This is a genomic window from Chryseobacterium candidae, from assembly GCF_004916905.1.
Lineage (GTDB): Bacteria > Bacteroidota > Bacteroidia > Flavobacteriales > Weeksellaceae > Chryseobacterium > Chryseobacterium candidae.
Genome location: NZ_SDLV01000053.1, coordinates 1 through 16,637, shown reverse-complemented (window position 1 = coordinate 16,637; position 16,637 = coordinate 1). Strand labels below are relative to the sequence as shown.

14 protein-coding genes are annotated in these 16,637 nt (G+C 27.7%); 7 read left to right on the top strand and 7 right to left on the bottom strand.

Going from position 1 to position 16,637, the window contains the following annotated elements:
• Positions 1–62: 62 nt before the first annotated feature.
• On the bottom strand, positions 63–524 hold the full coding sequence (locus EK417_RS18910) for a hypothetical protein (protein WP_136523040.1): 462 nt from the start codon (positions 522–524) through the stop codon (positions 63–65).
• An 865-nt stretch (positions 525–1,389) separates the two neighbouring features.
• Between EK417_RS18910 and EK417_RS18905 the strand changes: the two genes are divergently transcribed.
• Both EK417_RS18905 and EK417_RS18900 read left to right on the top strand, forming a co-directional pair.
• The gene (locus tag EK417_RS18905; protein WP_136523039.1) at positions 1,390–2,379 is read left to right on the top strand and encodes a hypothetical protein; all 990 of its coding nucleotides are present in this window, start codon (positions 1,390–1,392) and stop codon (positions 2,377–2,379) included.
• Between the two features lie 187 nt (positions 2,380–2,566).
• Entirely contained in the window at positions 2,567–3,205 is a 639-nt protein-coding gene (locus EK417_RS18900; protein WP_136523038.1) for a response regulator, read from the top strand.
• Positions 3,206–3,354: 149 nt separating this feature from the next.
• On the opposite strand, the gene EK417_RS18895 is transcribed toward EK417_RS18900, so the two are convergent.
• Together EK417_RS18895 and EK417_RS21485 are read right to left on the bottom strand one after the other, a co-directional pair.
• Positions 3,355–4,479, bottom strand: coding sequence for a phage tail-like protein (locus EK417_RS18895; RefSeq protein ID WP_076597926.1), 1,125 nt, complete (start codon positions 4,477–4,479; stop codon positions 3,355–3,357).
• A gap of 510 nt (positions 4,480–4,989) precedes the next feature.
• Positions 4,990–5,127, bottom strand: coding sequence for a DinB/UmuC family translesion DNA polymerase (locus tag EK417_RS21485; RefSeq protein ID WP_262509782.1), 138 nt, complete (start codon positions 5,125–5,127; stop codon positions 4,990–4,992).
• Positions 5,128–6,354: 1,227 nt separating this feature from the next.
• Between EK417_RS21485 and EK417_RS18885 the strand changes: the two genes are divergently transcribed.
• From EK417_RS18885 to EK417_RS18865, 5 genes are all read left to right on the top strand, one after another.
• Positions 6,355–7,623, top strand: a complete 1,269-nt coding sequence (locus EK417_RS18885; protein WP_136523037.1) for a phage integrase SAM-like domain-containing protein — start codon at positions 6,355–6,357, stop codon at positions 7,621–7,623.
• Between the two features lie 25 nt (positions 7,624–7,648).
• Positions 7,649–8,653, top strand: a complete 1,005-nt coding sequence (locus EK417_RS18880; RefSeq protein WP_136523036.1) for a hypothetical protein — start codon at positions 7,649–7,651, stop codon at positions 8,651–8,653.
• 81 nt (positions 8,654–8,734) lie between these two features.
• Positions 8,735–9,004, top strand: coding sequence for a helix-turn-helix domain-containing protein (locus tag EK417_RS18875; protein ID WP_136523035.1), 270 nt, complete (start codon positions 8,735–8,737; stop codon positions 9,002–9,004).
• A 120-nt stretch (positions 9,005–9,124) separates the two neighbouring features.
• Positions 9,125–9,811 carry a hypothetical protein gene (locus EK417_RS18870; protein WP_136523034.1) on the top strand — a complete coding sequence of 229 codons (687 nt, stop codon included), beginning with the start codon at positions 9,125–9,127 and terminating at the stop codon, positions 9,809–9,811.
• Between the two features lie 209 nt (positions 9,812–10,020).
• On the top strand, positions 10,021–11,355 hold the full coding sequence (locus EK417_RS18865; RefSeq protein WP_136523033.1) for a BT4734/BF3469 family protein: 1,335 nt from the start codon (positions 10,021–10,023) through the stop codon (positions 11,353–11,355).
• Between the two features lie 127 nt (positions 11,356–11,482).
• Here EK417_RS18865 and EK417_RS18860 read toward each other — a convergent pair whose 3' ends face one another.
• The 4 genes from EK417_RS18860 to EK417_RS21215 all read right to left on the bottom strand — a co-directional run.
• Positions 11,483–12,535, bottom strand: a complete 1,053-nt coding sequence (locus EK417_RS18860) for a DNA adenine methylase (protein WP_136523032.1) — start codon at positions 12,533–12,535, stop codon at positions 11,483–11,485.
• A complete protein-coding gene (locus EK417_RS18855) occupies positions 12,523–14,217 on the bottom strand; it encodes a nuclease-related domain-containing protein (RefSeq protein ID WP_136523031.1) in 1,695 nt (564 codons plus the stop codon). Before EK417_RS18855 ends, EK417_RS18860 begins: the two co-directional genes overlap by 13 nt.
• Before the next feature lie 2 nt (positions 14,218–14,219).
• On the bottom strand, positions 14,220–15,734 hold the full coding sequence (locus EK417_RS18850) for a hypothetical protein (RefSeq protein WP_136523030.1): 1,515 nt from the start codon (positions 15,732–15,734) through the stop codon (positions 14,220–14,222).
• Positions 15,731–16,637: hypothetical protein (locus EK417_RS21215; RefSeq protein ID WP_168802032.1), on the bottom strand; the 907-nt coding region annotated here is incomplete at its 5' end. The genes EK417_RS21215 and EK417_RS18850, both read right to left, overlap by 4 nt.

Below are 16,637 nucleotides of genomic sequence, written 5' to 3'. Positions count from 1 at the left end.
ATATCTTTGAAATTTTCCGCTTTTAAAATTTATCTGTATTCAAAAAGCAAAATCTTTTACTTTTATAAGAAATAAGTTCCTGATTTTTCTTTTACTAAATTGTTGGATATATCTCCTAAAAGCTGCTGAGTTTCATTCTCACTACAAAAAGTAATATCAATATTTCTTCTTAATATCCTGCCTGAAGAATTTGAAAAAAGAATTATTAAATATTTACGAAAAGTCCTTTCCTTTATTTCTATCCTTACAATTTTTTTTTGTGGCATTTCAAAGACATGATATTTTTTCCCACCTGAAAACCATTGATAACTTTTAATGGAAATCACATGTCCTGAATTCTCATATTCGAATATAAACTGGTTTTTTAACCATCCATATACAAGTAATGCTATTACGAATAAAATTACTAAAACTGAATTGTACCCCAAATACATGTGAATAGTAATAGTCAATAAAAGCAACGCCAATATAATTAACTGAGAAATCATATATTGACTTACTCTTTTTTTATTATTTATTTTCATTAACATTCAATTATTAAAATTTTCTATTCTTATTTATATCCTATCTGTATATTTTTAAAACCAAATGGCGGAAAGTGTCATGCTACGAATTCGAAACTGTAATTAAAAATCTTAATTCATCTAATAACTATATCCTTTGGACTGTACCCTTCAATTTTGTATAAAAACCGGGTTGGTAAGATTTTGTCCTGATGTAAATTTTCTAGTCCATATAACAATTCTACACTATCAAATTTGTTTACAATAAAATTGTTTGGATCAACGGGTTTAAATTTTTCTGCATTTATGGCAGCAACTCTAGAAGTTTAGCAGCAATAATCGGCAGATCTCTAACAGGTGACTGTCTGTTTATACGGAATGTTTTTAGAAATAATATTATATTGATCCCTATACTTCCGGTTTGTGCAAAAAATACAGTCTGGTATATGTAGTGTGTGCTTTTTGCGATCTTAATCATACCCATTCTTCTTCATACTTATATACTTACTGTTCATCTTTTCTTTATTTAGGATCAATTTATTCTAACCCAAAATTTAATCATATAAACTTGCTTTTTTAATTAAACAAGCGAATTAAAATCACAAATAAGTGAAATAAAATTAAAATTTTACTTTAAATTACATGAATAAATGATAAACTTAAATCACTAAAAGAAAGTAATAATTTTATACTGCAAATATCTGATAACATTGACAAAACATAAAATAATTACTGTAAAGATACATTACTAACGTTGTCATTTTTAATCTAACCGCATGTAGTTTATAAATGTCATTTAATTCTTTAAACAATGAATAATTTTTACTACATTTATATTAATTGAACAGAGTAAACACAAATGCATCAACTACTTTAATTTATACCAATGTCTTTTAAAGCATTCATATTGCTATTCCTATTATGGATACAACTTTGCTATAGCCAAGAAGCAGCTTCTGTATGGTATGACACAGATAATGGACTTCCCAAGAATAGTGTAAAAGATATCATTAAAGATAAATACGGATTTATATGGCTGAGTACGGAAAGCGGCTTAGTAGGCCATGATGGAAATAATTTTGTAACCTATAATCATTTTAAGCTTAAAAATAAGAGGTTTTCTGCATTTTTTGGAAATATTGAAAAAGATTCTATTTATGATTTTACGGCTTATACTGAAACCATTGTTTTAATTAGCAAAAGAAATGTAAGCACTGTAAATCATCAGAACAATTGCACAAAAACAGCATTACATGAAATCAAGTTGTATGGATTATTTGTAAAAAATGGAACTCAGGAAAAAACAGATCATAAAGACGTCTTCATTTATTTTGATAAAAAAATAGTCCACATAAAGGAATTTGAAGAAATTATTGCAATAAGAAGCCGGAAACTATCAAAAACATTTTCAAAACATGAATATACCAAGGAACAGCTCCGAAAAGAGAGTTTGCGGCAGAAAAAATTATTGGAGACAATATGTCATGATATTATTACTATTACTCCCATAAAATTATCCATTACAGCACAAAAGCTCTATGAAACTGACGAACATGATCATTGCATACAAAAGAAATATTTCGAAAGTTTCTACACATCTTCTGTAGATTTTTACAATTTTATGAAACCACTAAAGGAATACGCTGAAATTTATAACATTTATGAGGTAATAGAAGCTAAAAAAGCTTTTTCTAAGGTTACAGCTAAAGAGCAAAATCCTCTTATTATCAACAATATTAAAGATCCAACTCGCACAAAAAACAATCAAAAAATGTTTGCTGTTACTATCCATAATCTCATAGACAATGTGGTTAAAAACACCACTAATGGAATCATAGAACTTTCTACTATTGAAGATAGCAGGAATTTTTTCTGAAGCTAAAAGATACACGGAAATGAATAAACAAAGAACAAATGACCTATTATGAAAAACTTATTTTACAAAAACACAGTTTAGGACTGCCTATTATTCTACAGCTTCTCATGAGGATCAATGGTAAAATTGAATTTAAAAATAATACACCCAACGGAACGATAATATGAATTAAATTAAAAAACAAAAAATGACTAGAAAAATTATTATTGCAGATGATCACTTCGTGGTAAGATTAGGTACTACCCTAATTCTTGAATCTCACTACAAAGATGTAACAATTTCCTGTGCAGAATCCTATACTGAACTCACAGAAAAACTATGCGCAGAGTCGTTTGACCTGCTCATCTTAGATATCAATATGCCGGAAAGCAAATATTTGAATATGATTGATGAAATAAAAATAATACAACCCAATCTCAAAATCCTTGTTTTTTCAGTATATGACGATGATATTGCTGTACAGTATATCATTGAGGGAGCTGATGGATATATTAATAAACTATCGGATGAAAACAATATCCTTGAGGCAGTTCAGCAAATATTTGAAACCGGAACGTATTACTCTCAGGATATTGTAAAAAAGCTGGTTTTATCAGCTAAAAAAGATACTCCCATTAATCCACTGGAAACTTTATCCGAAAGAGAAAAGGAAATATTTGATCTGCTGGCTAAAGGTTATGGAAATATTGAAATATCGAATGAGTTAAATCTTCATCTTTCTACTGTAAGCACTTACAAATCGAGAATTTATAAAAAACTGAATATTAAAAACACCGTTGATCTGGTAAGGTTAGGAGATAAAAACAAGATACATAAGCCTAGATAAGTGCCCAATATTTAGGTTTGTCAAAAAAGACCTGCTGAGGAATAACATTGAGGGTATAAAAAAAACGGAATAGGTATTCCGTTTTTTTTAATATCCTGTATTCTATCAGAATAGTAAAGTTATTATAGCAATTGTTACAAATGTTTTTTTCATTTAGTTTTCTTTTGTAATTGTTGGGTCAGGTTAATTAGTTCATTAATTTGTCCTCTTTGAGAGTCAATCTGTGCTTGCTGCTTTATAACATGCAAATAAAGTTCTTCTACCTTCTCCAGAGTCTGGGTTGAAAGCTCTGATAAATTAAATGAATAAAGGCCATTTTCCGTTTTTGCTAAATCATTAATAGAAGTTACACCAGGTAAATGATTGTTCTCTTTGATAAATTTTTCAGTATCATAAATATTCAAAAATTTATATTTAGAATTCAGTAAAGATTTCCCAGTATAATATTCTTCAAATACATAATCAGGATAAGTAGCTGTAGCAGTTTTAATACTTCCGTTTACATTTAATTTTTCTGAACCAAAAGCAGGTTCCGTACCATGCCCTACTGCCAGATTATTAATTGCTCTAATATTCCCTGCTGGCGAAATATGCATTCGTACCTGGCCTAAAGCATCTCCAGCCGATGTTGTTATAAAATCTATTCCGGTAGGAACATGTGTACTGCTGGTTCCTAAAGAAAGGGATGTACTTTTTCCGGTAGCTAGCATCTGTGCTGCCGAATTGGTATCACAATAGATAAATAAAGAATAATTTCCGTTATTAGAAAATCCCATTGAAGATCTTGTTCCTATACCAGAATCCTGCACTATACCAACGCCGGCACTATTATTAATGGTTGTAGTTTGTTGATTCACGAATATCAGATCCTTTCCATCCTGAGTAACCGTTCTGGTATTGGTAAGAGTACCATCTGCATTATAAATATTATTATAGATCAGTTTTTGCCATACTGTACCATCAAAATAGTAATACCCAATACTGTCGATATTAAGCCTGGGTCCTGTATTATCACCAGCTGAAATATCTGTTATGTATATCAATGTTCCTTTTTGATTGGTTCCGTAAAGAGTATCTCCTTTAGCAGAAAGCTGTGCGCGGGTAAGTCTTGGTGCCTGAAGTCCGTCAATATCAGTATTTCCTAGTTTTCCATTGACATCCAATGTGGAATTAGGTGCTGTAGTGTTAATCCCTACCCCTGCTTTCTGTGCAAAAATGCCATAAGAGGCTACCAATAGGGCTGCTGTTAATAAAGTTGTTAAATTTTTTTTCATTGCTTTAATTTTAGTGTTTAAACTTTTGAAGTGAAAAATATAGGACTGTTAAGTAAATCCAATTAAACCTGGCCAATACCAGCACAAAACTGATCAACACACCTTTATGTTGAAATGGAATAATAAAAAACGAGATTCTTTGTTTAAGAATAAACAAAAAAGTGGAATTAAAATCTTTATAAAGGCCGTGTAATTTTAGATAGATGTAGTGTTCTACGGATGGCTTCTGTTACTATTTTTTAAGAGTTTAAATATATTTTACTTTTCTTCTATTTGCATTTTTATTACTGAATTAATGGTTCTCTTGTTTTCAAGAATTAAACTCATTCATTTTGATAGTGCAAATTTAAAACAGAGAAAACAAAAAAATAAGCTTACTGTGTAAAAATAAATTACCATATATGTAGTATTGCATCCTATCTATGTAGTTTTAAAACTACATAATTCTGTAAATAGTGAAATATAAATGAAAAGTTATGGATGATCTGCAGATGTATAGGCTACATAACATTATTTCGTTTCTGTATCAAAATTGGCATATCTGATATTCACAACTACCATAGCAGATAACGATCTTTCCTGGCGGAGTTGATGTGCCAGTTGTTCAGTCATTCCGGAAATCAATCTTTTAAACTCTTTAATATCCATTTTGTCACTGCTAAATATTCTCTTTTTGGAAATGGATTTTCTTTCTGAATAAGGAATCACTGTGACTCATCAATTCCGTTTGATTTTCTCAAAAAATCAGTTACATTCTTACCGATCATTTACTATAAAACTTCAACCGCATTTCCATGAAACAACGCCCTTTTCTCCATCGCCTATTATCAGGTTCAATTCCGTTGAGTTCATAGTTCACAAACCTCTCGCAGTATACAAAAAAAGTATCCAGAACCATATGTACAATTCACCATTCCGTGTTACAAAATCAGATATATTTTTAATCAAATATGATAATAAAGATTAATATATTTCATATCAATCTTTCTACAATAAACTAAAATCTTTTATAAGACAGAATTTGCCCCGCACAAAAAATCCCCAGATAATTCCGGGGATAAAAACTAATAACCATGAAAACTCAAAAAAATGAGCTGCATCTTGATATACGATAAATTTTAAAAATTGGTTTTTTATAGGATACAAAGAAAAACCTCCCGGCGAACCAGGAGGAGAAAGTAAAAAATGAATTATAAGTTAAATGATTCGGTGTTAAATAAAATTTACCTTAAAAACTTCTATTATCATTAACAACGCTTATGCCAATAATATCACTGTTTAAAGAAATCTGCCATTTTGTGGTATATTTTAAATAAAAACCTCCCATTACAGCAGGAGGTTGAATACATATAATCCGAAATTTAAAATAAATCGAACAATTTAAAGATACGTAAAAAACATTTCACAAACCAGTGATGTGGTATGTAAAATCACTTCTTGCTATCACTCTACGGGAAACCGTAAGATAGATCAGTTTAAACTGTCTGTATATTGGCTTCTTAACAATTAAAAACAATAACTCATGAGTTTGATATTTTATCACATATACATCAAGAGAAAGATTTAGCATTAATAATACAAAACGCAATTGAAGATGAATTTAGTGGTTTTGTAAAAGTATCTGTTTCATCAGACGAAAAGACTATTCTCGAGGTGATATAATAAAAAAGCTCCTAAAAAGGAGCTTTGTGACCGCAGAAGGACTACATTCAATTAATTTGTCTTAATTTCTTAAATCTTAAAAACCTCTATGAATACTATGTTTGTAGAGGTTTTAATTATTTTAAATTCAACTTAATTTAAATAGCTTTCAAAATTTGGGCACAAATTTGGGCGCATATTTAGTAAATTGCAACACTATGAAATTTATAATTTATGGCTAAAGTATCTTTTTTCCTTAGAAGTACGGTTAAGAGCAAACCAAGCAATATTTGCATAAGGCTCAGAGATAAAGACCTTGATGTAAGACTTGCCATATCAGAGTTAAAATGTCTTCCTGATGAATGGAAAAACGGAAAATGTAAAATTGCATCAAAAAAAATGTTTGATACAGATACCGAATCAATTAATACAAAGCTTTCTAAAATTGAATCACATATACTGCAAAAATATTCCGACCAAAATAGCATTTTAAATTACAAAATATGGTTACAATCTTGTCTTGACGAAATATTTAAACCGAAAGTAAAAACTATATATTCATCGAATCTCATTGAATTTATAGATACTTACTTAGAACTCAATAAAAGTACAATAGCAGTAAGAACCAATTATAAAATTAAGGTTCTAAAAAGTATGCTTACTGATTACTGTAACCATAATAAAAGAGTTCCAATAATTGAATTTAAAAATCTTGATAATTATTTCAAAGACGATTTTGAAAAATATTGCTTGAATATAAATTATAAACATGAAACAATATATAGTAAATTAAGAGATATTAAAGTTATTTCAAAATTTGCAAGTAATTACGATATTGAAACCCACCCACATACAAAAGAATGGAAATTGGGTTTAAGTAAATTTAAAAAGGATAAGCCGAAGCATATTTACTTAAATTTTGAAGAATTAGAAAGTATAAAAAAATCTGCACAACCACATGATTATCTTGACAATGCAAGAGATTGGCTGATGATAGCCTGTTTTACGGGTCAAAGAGTGAGTGATTTTCTGCGATTTGAAAAATCTATGATTGTGGAAGATAAAGACATAAAATATATAGAATTTAAACAGGAAAAAACAGGAAAGCTAATGCAGATTCCTTTGCTTAAAGAAGTACAGAATATATTGGATAAAAGAAATGGTGAATTTCCGAGAAAAATTTCTGATGTCAAGTTTAACAAGTATATAAAAATTGTGTGTAAAAATGCTAAAATCTCAGAAATTGTTTACGGTCTTAAATCTCAGGTCTTGGAAGATAAAACCAAAAGAGGAGTTTTAGGAGATTATCCAAAATATGAACTTGTAGCAAGCCATATCGGAAGAAGAAGTTTCGCAACTAATTTTCACACTCTAATACCTACGGCAGATATTATGTATATGACAGGTCATTCAACTGAAAAGCAGTTTTTAGTGTATATTGGTAAAACAGAAAAAGAAATGGCTGTACGAACAGCAAATAGTTTTGCTAAAATTGGTTTTTAATTAACTATTAGATAATAATTAGAAAATGCAGAAAATAGATCAAATACAGAATAATCTAGCGTTAATCAAGATATATGACAGGCATACATTAGAAAAATTTATGCTTGGAAAAAATATAACTGTTTTTGATGAAAATCAGAACTCAATCGAAAAAGTTAAGATTATTGAACATTATACCCCTATTACGCAGGAAATAAGTGATGCATTTCAAAAAAGTGGCTTTTTGTACGTCCTTACGTTTAATATTTTTAATGGAAAAGCAGATGCAAAGGAAGTACGGATCATTAATTATGTTGATTTTATTGATAAAAAAAATAACTATTCCGAAATTTTACTGGCAGATTTCAAAAAAGTATTGAGCTTGATTGAACAGGATTTAGAGGATTATGTTCTAGACAATTCTAAAACTAATCCTGATAATATAAAAGATCTTATTAATAATAAAATACTTGCACAATATCATAATTCTATAATAGTTTTTAAACAAAACTATAACACATACGAGATGGTTAATAGTGTTTTTAAAGATCCTGTTACTTTTTTCATTGACATTGAGAATATGAAAAAGATGTCTTTACTATTTAATAAAGCTATTGCATCAACTATTGAAAAATATAAAAAATACATAGATAAGGATTCAGCTTTTTATAAAAAGTACAAAGAGGAACATAAATTTATTCTAAAGAGCGAAAAGAAAAACAAGAAAAAGTTCAAAGAGAAAAAACACGAAGATAATATCGAATGGAAGGATATATTCAAAGAAAAGTCTGTCTATAAACAATTTATTAAATATGCAAAAAAACATATAATAAATAGGTTTATTGATTATTCTTTTATTTTCCAGAAAATGAAGCATCATGAAATTATTCATAACTATACTCATTTCAAATATATTGATTGGTTGAGAGATAATAATTTTATTACTGATAAAGACTATGAAGAGTTTGTAAAAAACGCAGGATTTAGAAGCCTTTCAAAGTCATCTTCTGAACAGAGGGAAAATAATTTTAATAATATTTTTAATCTTTAAATTTTTTATCGGAAAAAAGTTCCGAAAATCGGAAAATCAGCCAAGCTAAATTTGCATCATAATCTTAAACAAATAAAAATTATGACAAATTCAGCCATTCAATTGATGCAAATAGATATAGAATCTTTTGGTCAGTTTATTCAAAAACTAGTTAGGGAAGAATTAGAAAAAATCATTCCTACACAATCAGAGGAAAAAGAGTTTTATACCCGTGAAGAGACTTCAAAACTTTTAAATGTAAGTCTGACCACTTTATTCCATTGGAATAATCAAGGAGTACTTAAAGCTAAAAAGATTGGGAAACGAGTTTACTATTCGAAATCTGATGTACTATCACTATTAACTTGCTAATTTCTATCAATCAGTTCTACTGATTTTAAATCCCCATTTAACAATCAATTATTAACAGCATTTAGCCGTAGTAAAATACTATGGGGTGCTACTGCTATGCTAAGTTTAAAATTATACAAAATGCAAACAAACTTAATTAATCAAACAACTAAAGAATCTGTTAAAAATGAATATGCAAAACTCCTTAAAGAATGGAATAAACTTAAAAAAACTACTGATTTTCCTTTCTCTAAGTATACAGATGAAATGTTTAATGATATCAGAAAATGTTTTTCTAATAAGATCCTTCTTGAAATTAAAGCGCCTCAATATTTAAGAGAAATCAAGGAAATACATTTAACGGGTAAGTTAGACTATAATTTTATAAAAGCCTTTTCTCCGACATCGCAAAAAATATATTGGTTTATGGAATTCCAACATCTATTTTCCGATAGAGAATATTGGGATAATTTAGCTTATGCTCATCTTATGCAATCTTATGATCCTAATTTACCACATGAAATTTTGTTAGCATTGTTTCTTTCTAAGAGAGATGGAAAAAAATACTTAATGCATGAAGAAGATTGGGCTTTTTTTGAAGCTTTACCTGATAAAATTACAGTTTATAGAGGTATGAGTGAAAAAGAATTTAAAAGTGGCAAATTCAGATTTAGCTGGACTTTAGATAAAAGTATTGCTGAACAATTTAAGGTAAGAAATAGTCAATATTACGGGCAAAAGACATTGGTACATGAGCTAGAAATTGAAAAAAGTAAGATCATAGCTTATATGGGTAAAACTGAGAAGGAAGTTATTATAATATTTTAATCTTATAATTAAAAGCTACATTATACACGGGAATAAGGCTGGATAAGAAAGATCTTTTTCTTATAATGCTGCACCACACTTCATGCACCTACTGTAAAAGCCTCATAAACGCCCGAAAAATCAACTAAAACATTTTATAACATATAACTCAAAGGCATAGTGAAAACTACTGTTATAGCTCTTGCTATGCCTTTTTTAAACTAAAAATTATGATTAATAAAATAAATAATTGTACTAACAGAACCATTACAGATTCATTTAATAACATCGGAGAAGTAGTCGAATTTATCCGAACTCCGCCATCAGAACATCTAAAATTAGTTCTGGATGCCCGATCTTTAGAAAGAGGTTGTAAAGAATATCAAAACATAAAAAAGTATAAGCTGCCTGCAATAACTATTAATTTCCAGTACTCAAACAATTATATTAGAGGAAAGAACTTGAGTAATCCAACAGGATACTTGTATATTGATGTTGATAACCTGACTGAACAGGATCTAGAGATCAATACTGCATATGTATGTGCTTACTGGCGTAGCTTATCTAATAAAGGTTTGACTTTAGTAGTGAAAGTGGATGGATTGACACCTGATAATTTCAAAATTGCTACTAAAGAGATTGCTAATGCGCTAGATATACCTTATGATCCGCAGGCGGTATCAATTGATAGGCTTACTATATTATCCTATGATCCTAATGCTTACTATAATGATAATGTGGAGGTTTTTCCTGTTACGGAAATGATACCATTGGAAATTGTGCAGGATAATACAGCGGTAGACACAGAAAAAAGTACCCACTACAATACTATAAATTATAACTCAATAGGGTATGATTGTAATGGGTACAAATTAAGATTTAATAATCTTGATGAACTATTGCAAGCGTACGATATAATGTATGATGAACATGGCTTTTATGATTTAGGTAGAGATACTAAATTAAATTACGCTCAGGTGTTCGTTCCCTTTAAAAAGGTTTCTGAAGGTAATAGAGAGAATATTTTAAAAAGTATAACATATCAATTGATTGCTTTAAACAAGGAAGTAGATAGAAGTACTCTGTTAAAATATCTTTACTCTGTCAACAGTGGCAAAATGAATCCGCCTTTGGAGAAAAATGAGGTAATGGAAACCTTTGAAAAAGTTTATCGTAAGCTAAATGATATTGAACCGATTATTAATGCTGAACGTAGATTTATTTATGATAAGCTAAAAAAACTCAGTCCAACAGATAAAAGAAGGTTTAATCTAAAAAAGATCAATCAAGATCGTAAAGATAAAACCATATCAGAAATACTGAATACTATGCAGGGCTGGGATTATAGTCTGAATGGTAAAATAACGATCAATAAGCTTTGTGAGACTACAGGTAAGAACAAGAAAACAATCCAGGCTTATTATAAGGGTTTAAAAGCTGAAATTGTTGTTAATAGGCAAAATAATTTTAAGGAGTTTATCAAGAGAAATCAATTGTTAAAAGACTTAGATGATCTGATGAAGTATGATTTAAGAGATTTGACTTTTGATGAATCCGAATTATAATATGGATATAATGATTTAATTAATACTTAGTCTGACAGTTATCAATAAATTAAATAACTTTAAAATTAAACTGTCAGACCAAGTTATGATTATTACAAATTAAGTATTAACTAATCCAGATTATTCTTTAATTTAAACCAATAATTAAAAATTCATTATTAGTTTCATTCGTTTTATTTAAAGCATAACCATAATTTCCGAGATCAATTACATGTACATTATTATAATTTTTATACTCTAATAAAAGATTTGCAATTTGATCTATTGTTGGTACACCATTATTCCTATAGGAAATAACAATATTGCTAAAACGATATCTTTCTATTAGAATTTCCAAGTCTCTTAAAAAAGTCTTAGGGTCTTCAAACTCATTGCTTCTATTAATTTGTATTTCTTTATTTTTTTTCGCAAGATCAAGTGAATTGGGAATTTCATAATAATTTGCAAGTCCCTCCAGAAAATGATATTTTGAGTGATAAGTTGTATGATGCCCCTTGTTATTGAAATAAGGAGGATCAATATAGATTAAATCTGCTTGTTCAAAACATTCTAATGCAGAAAAATTTACGGATCTATTTACTAATAAGTTATCAAAATTGAATTTATCTAGTTCATTAATAAATCTTTTAAAAAGCTCTTCAAAACTTCTTTCCCAAGTTTTTTTATTGCCAAAATTTCCATTTGTATAATTTATTCGCATATTTAAATTATTCCTATGAAATAAATTATAAGGTCTTTTAATTATACAAGCTTGAAAAATAATATAATAAGCACTGGCTTTTTTATTTTCCTCTAAATTTGCTATATTTTGTATAAAAATATCGATCTGTCGATTTTCAGCTTTCGTAAAATATATACCTTCAAAATTATCCTCAATTATTGATAAATATTCAATTCCCTCGATAGGTTTTAAAAGACTAACAGCTTCCTCAAATGTTAAAAAATTACGATTCTGTACAATTAAAGCTTTGCCGATGATACTATTAAATTTAAATATATCGTTGTAAATTACTCTTTTATTGTGTCTTTTCGCATAATATGAAAAAATACCAGATCCTCCGAAAATATCTAAGACAGAATCAAAATTTACATTTAAATCATTTAAAACATTCCATATTTTTTCTATTAGCTTTCTTTTAGATCCATAATATCTTGTGACAGGAAGGTTTATAGGGGGCATACTTCAAGGATTAGAGATTTTAACTTGTCAAATTCTGGTTCAGAAATACACTGTAATATCTCATTTTCTTTATCTGGGATTGGTACGTCAAACAAATATGGTATACTACTTAAGCCGTCTCTCTTTTTATTATAAATTTTATGTTCATTAATAAAATATTTAAAATCTTGTACAGATTCCTCACTATATGCGCTTACCATTAAAAACTTTATTTCAATTTTTTTATTCGTTAAGTTCTTCAAAAGATTTATAATCTTAGAAATTTTCTTAATATGTGATTCAATATAATATTTTGTAAGTTTTGTTTTTGTTTCAACAATATATAGGGTATTCTTGGTTTTTATTAAAAAGTCAATTTCACACTTGAAATCGATAGATTCTAGTTCAATATTCCTCATGAATTCATAATCATTCTCTCTTAGTATTCTATCAAAAAAATCTTCAAAATAATTTTCAATAAAATAATAACTAATTTCTGGCTTTAAGGTGTGAATATTGTTTTTTCTCTTTCTATTTCCTTGGCTATTTCTAAAATGGCTCAAATTGTCCTCTCCATTATTATTTAACCAATGGATTAAATTATATTCTCTACCAATTTTTTCTTTAGCATAAATTCCCAGAGCAGTATGATTTTCTTTTGATTCTGACACTAAAAATTCAAAGTTTTCAATATACTTTAGTTGACTTATTAATGTGACCTTTTCGAAAAAAATTAGAAATTCTTGAGGAATTATTTTTTCATCTTTTATATATAAATTGTATTTTAAGAAAGAAAGTAATTTATTTAGTTCTCCATCATTAATTTTGTGTTTGAATTCTGTTAACTCTTTTCCACTTGCAGATATAGGACTAATTTTCGTTTTGGTAGAATAATTATATAAAAACATTTGCCAGAAAAAATCTAACATTTTCTCATTACTTATATAATCAGTAATGTCAATTTTTGTATATGGTATTAATGTTTTTTGTAATAAAATTCCAATTGTTGCATTGCTTTCATTATCACTTACTAAATAAACATCTTCACTGTTAATGAGATCTTCATTTATTAAAAAAACACTACTATAACATGAATTATTGATCCATATATCTTTGTCGTCTATAGAGTCCTTTGTATATTTGGTTTCATCTAAAAGGTCTATATCTAAGAATGGTAATTGTGGCTTGATTGTGGAATCAACGGTCTCAATTATATCCTTATAGAATGTATCGCTTTCAAATAAATTAATTTTACTGAGGCTATTCCTTATTTTTTCATCATTTAGGTTACCTATAATATCTTCTAATAATCCGAATTTTTTAACAGCTCTAATAAACCTTGTTTTAAAATTCTTTTCATCATTAACACTATAAACAAAAGTTTCGATTTTATTTATTAATAATACATCAGATTCAATAAATTCATTTAAGATGTTTTCTTCTTTTAATACTTGACTATTATAATGATTTGCGATTTCAGTAAATATGTCTTTTTCATTATACTGATCAAGTTCAGAATCTCTCAACCCAATTTCTGTATAAAAATCTTCTTTAAATAATTCTTTTAAAAAAATCTTTTCCTGGTCTGGATCAATGTCATATATTTGTTTGCCAATATCAAATGCTAAATTACATATTGCAAAAACTACTGAGTCTAAAACAATTCTAAAATTAATTTCTTTAATTGGAGTCTTATTCAACATAATTATAAATTGTTTTGACTATAAATAGATATTACATCACTGACAACTTCCTCTTTGTCAAAGTTTTTACGATAAATTTCTAATAATGTAAATAAAACTTTAGGTTCATAATCAATTATTTTGATTTTATTATCCTCATTTTCCAATAAACTATTAGTTAATTCAAGCTTTTCAGGTGAGTAAATAACAATTTCATGATCGGGATAATTGTTAGTTAATTTACTGACTTTAACTTTTTCATTATCCAAGTCTTCTAGAAGATCATTAAAAATAAAATAGTGAACTTTTTCTAAGAGGTCATCAACAAATACTCTTTCTTGTCTATTCAGTTTTTGAGTATCAAACTGTAAAGATTCAATATAATATTCAAACGGATCAAAAAACTTTCTATGTATATTTTTAAATGCTTCATCTCTTTCTAAACCAGAATAGGTGTCATAAAATATCTTAGATAAGTTATAATCTTCTAAAGTTGTTTCAAAAGGTTGAATTAGCTCTTCTTCAAATAATATTTTTGCAATATTTTGAATATTTGTTCTGTTAATTTGGCTTAAAGACTTTCTTATTCTTGTTACAACAGCTTCTACTTCCTTTTTTGTACCAAATAAATCATTTAGGTATATAATAAGTTCTTTTAAATCTTGAGGATTGGTTAAAGGTTCAATCGTTATGATGTCATTTTTAATTCTAGTATATAAGGCATTGTTTGCTTCACTAATAGAATTTGAATCAGTACTATCTGTCATTGCAATAATAAGATAATGTCCGTTTATTAAATTAAACAGATCTACTAATTCTCTATATGAGGTCAAAAAATGATTAAATCTTATTTTTGATTTTTCTCTTATCTTTTCTATTTCGTCGATTCCAAAAATTAAAAAAACATTTTCGTTTGCTAAAAGATTGAGAAAGAATACTAAAATTTCTCTCCTATTGAAATCTTTTAATTGTTCTATTTTGTATTTATCAAAATATCTTTTATTATATAACCTTCCAGTACCTAAATATATTAATTCTTTTAGAACCTCGTCGTCATGTTTTGGATTAAATAAAAATTTAGAGTACTCCTTTATTTCTGCAAAATTACTTTGAAAATCATTCACAAAATTTTTTAATTGTTGATCATTATTTCTATTATGCTTAATCGCAGAAATTAAATCATCTAAATGGCTATCTTGAATAATTTTTAACAAGAAAATTATTAAATCCGTTCTCTCAATATCAGCTCTAACATTATGAACTTTTATATTATATTCTTTATGAATCGTAAAAAATAGTTGAATATATTTAAGTAGATTTGTTTTACCATTCCCATAACTGGCAATAATAAGATTCGATGTCATTCTTGATGAATCAATTTTTTCAATTTTTTCACCAATTATTTTTTTTAAACTTTCTTGACCAACAATATAATATGGCAATTCTGGTACTTTTCCTTCCGCAACATCCATTTTAAAGGTGTTCAGTTTTTTACCTTCTGGAAGTGATAGTTTTTCCCACAGATTATTAATTTTCATTTTTTTATTTTGATATTTATTATCGGTTTGTTTCTTACATAGAAACGTTTTCTTCGATCAATTGAGCTAACAATATTATTAAAAAAAATATTATAATTACTTTTTTCATTTTCGTAAAACTCATTTAAGAACTTTTGGAAACCTTCATAAGAAATTCTCATACCATCTTTCAAGTCATATAAATTTACAAAACCCAAATCATTTGCTTTAAGAATGCTTGTTTTATACACGTCCAAAAACTTATTTCTGTTTTGGAGATAATTTTTCTTACTTCTGAAATTTTGTTTTTCATAAGTATTAAAACTATTAAGTAATTTCATGTAATCTTCTTCAAATCCCATTTGTTGGATTTCTTTTAAAAATATTTTTTTTATGTTGAAATTTGTGTCTAACAAACCAATTTCATCCATCCAAAACATTCTTACTTTATTATAGTTATCCAGACTTGACGAAGTAAAATTAAAATGTCTAATTCCAAAATGTAGATCAAGAAAATTAAAAATTTCGTTTTTAAATTCTTTTAATTTATATTTTTTTTGAATTTTAATAAATAATGCTGTAGAAATAAAAAAATGAAAGTCGACTTCTATTATTCTTTGAAAAAAAAATTTCTGTTCTTTACTTGATAATTTGAAAAAATTTGCTCTAAGTGATAATAAAAGTTTTCCTTTTTCAGTTAATTTATTTTTTTCATTTATTAAGTGAAATTTATCTTTTGCTAAGTTTATAAAATACGAAGCTGCTTTATAAGTAGAATAAATTTGTTTTTCGACAGGAGTATTTCTGTTTTTTATTATTTGAGGAATTTGTTCGAATAACTCTTTACGATTTTTGTTTTCTAAATAGCTAAATACTGCATCAACTGAATTTTTACTAGGAAGCCCATTATATTCTTTTAACTCG